Consider the following 2,123-nt stretch of genomic DNA (forward strand, 5'->3'; position numbering starts at 1 on the left):
GGCTCGTCCCCAGGATCGAACCCCTCGAACCGGACCCCGTTGCCCGCCTTCCGGCCCGGGCTGTCGTACTCGGGGTCGAACGGCGGTTCCTCCGCCCAGTCCGCGCCGTCGTTCTTAGCCGGCGCGGGCGCTTGAGTTGCCGGGGTTGCCTTCCCGCGGTTGGCGGCGGCGCGGGCAGCCGCCCGGGCCGCGGCGGCCGCTCCCCCGCTGGCCGGGGCCGGCCGCGGGGCGGGCGGCGCCGACCGCGCGACCGCGCTTGCGGCGACGGGTGCCGGCGCTGTGGTCGGGTAGGCGGGCGCCGCTGTTGGCACCGTTGCCGGCGGCGGGTCGGGCGTCGCGGCTGGCGCCGGGGTGGCGGCAGCGACCGGCGGTGCCACTGTTTCGGGCCAGTCCGTCTCATCTGTCGCGGCGCTGTCGGCCAGCTCCCCGCCGGGTTTCGCGGTCTCCGGCCAGTCGTCTTCGCCGCCCGCTGCGGGGCCTGGATCGGCCGCGCGGCCGCGCTGGCCGCTCGCCGCGGTCCGGTTGGCCCCTCGCCCGCCGTCGGCGGCCGAGGCACTATGTCCTGCTGATCTGACCTGGGCGTCATGGCCTGCGGATGACGTGGTGGCTGGGACGCCTGCGTGCCCACCATCCGCGCCGTCCCTGGCGAACCCCGACGACGCCAACTGCCAGCGGCCGTCGCCTTCCCCGCCAACGGATCCGCCGCCCGCGCTGCCTCCGGCGAACGCGGACCGCGCCATCCGCCGATCCATATCTCCAGCCGGCCTGCCAGATCCGGCATCGCCTCCGGCGGACGCGGATCGCTTTGCCTGCGGGGCGGCCTCGCGGGTAGGCCTCGGAGGAGCGTCGGTGGCTACCGATGACCCGACAATCTCTGTGCGCGCTTGGCCCTGGGTCGCCGACGCCAAATCCGGCTCGCGGCCGGCGGGAGCGGAACGCGGCGGCGGCATATCGCCCTCGGCGCTCTGCGGCTGGCCGGCCACTTCCGCTGTGGCAACGGCCGACGTCTCTGACCTCGGCTCGGCCGTGTCGTCGGAGTGCGCGCTGGCCGGCTGGGCCGGGCCCCCGTCGCCGGGAGTCGGGTTCGGGTGGGTCGGTCCGGCCGGGTGGTCTTCGTCCGAGCGGTCGCCGGAGGCGCCACTCTCCTCTCGGCTGCTCGACGAGCGCTCCCGCGCTCCCCGGCCCGCGGGCCGACCGCTCGGCGCGGCGCCGTTGCCGCCGGAGTCGCGGCTCGCGGCCGGCGGCTCCGGCGCGCGCTCCGCGGCCGGGCCGCCACCACGCTGGTCACCCGCGATCTCGCAGCGGATCTGCCAGCGCTCGCCGAGGACCTCGTAGATCGCCTCCAGCAGCGGCTCCGGGTCCTTAGCCAAGGTGCCGGCGTGGAAGGAGTGCCGGAAGGTCAGCACCAGCGTGTCGCCGTCGATGTCGCGGACCGTTGCCTCGGTGGCGAGGGCCGCGATCCGCTTGTGGTTGACCCGGACCATGGCGACGACCTCGTCCCAGACCCGGCGCACCGCCGCCGCGTCCCGCGCGCCCTCGGCACCCTGCGGAATGACCGGGTCCGGCGTCGCCGGGTCGGCCATCACGGCCTGCGGCGGCACCCGCCGCGGTTCGCGCTCGTCACTCGCGACCGCCTCCGCGGTCTGCTGGTCGGACGGCTCGTCGGCCCAATCGGCACTGGCCGGGGCCTGGCCGTCGACCACGCGATCCGGCGCGGGTTCGACCGTGTCGAGGTCGGCCCGACCGGGCGACGGCACAGCCTCGGCGTCGGCGTCGCCCGCGAAGCCCGGGTCAGGCTCGGTCGTGACGGAGGTCGTCGCGGCTGTCGCCGCACCCCCGACGCCATCGGGCGCGCCCCGCCCTGACCGCGCATCGGACCTGCGTGTGGTGCCGGCCCGGCTCGCGGCCGCGGCCGCTGCCGCACGCGCAGCGGCGGCTCCGCCACCGCCGACCGGCCGTGCAGCGCCGCCGCCGTCGGCGTCGGCCGCCCGGGACCCGGCCAGCACGGCCGGATCGGAATAGTCGTCGTCCGCGGCAGGCCGCCGGCCCGCGCCCGGACCCGCCAGCACGGCCGGACCGGAATAGTCGTCATCCGCCGCGGCAGGTCGCCGGCCCGCGCCCGG

1 pseudogene is annotated in these 2,123 nt (G+C 77.6%); it reads right to left on the reverse strand.

Annotation, left to right across the window (positions count from 1 at the left end):
* Positions 1-2,069: pseudogene (locus Air01nite_RS40775) on the reverse strand (hypothetical protein); the annotation flags it as partial.
* Positions 2,070-2,123 lie beyond the last annotated feature (54 nt).

The sequence above is a fragment of the Asanoa iriomotensis genome (genome assembly GCF_016862515.1).
In the GTDB taxonomy this organism is placed as follows: Bacteria; Actinomycetota; Actinomycetes; order Mycobacteriales; family Micromonosporaceae; genus Asanoa; species Asanoa iriomotensis.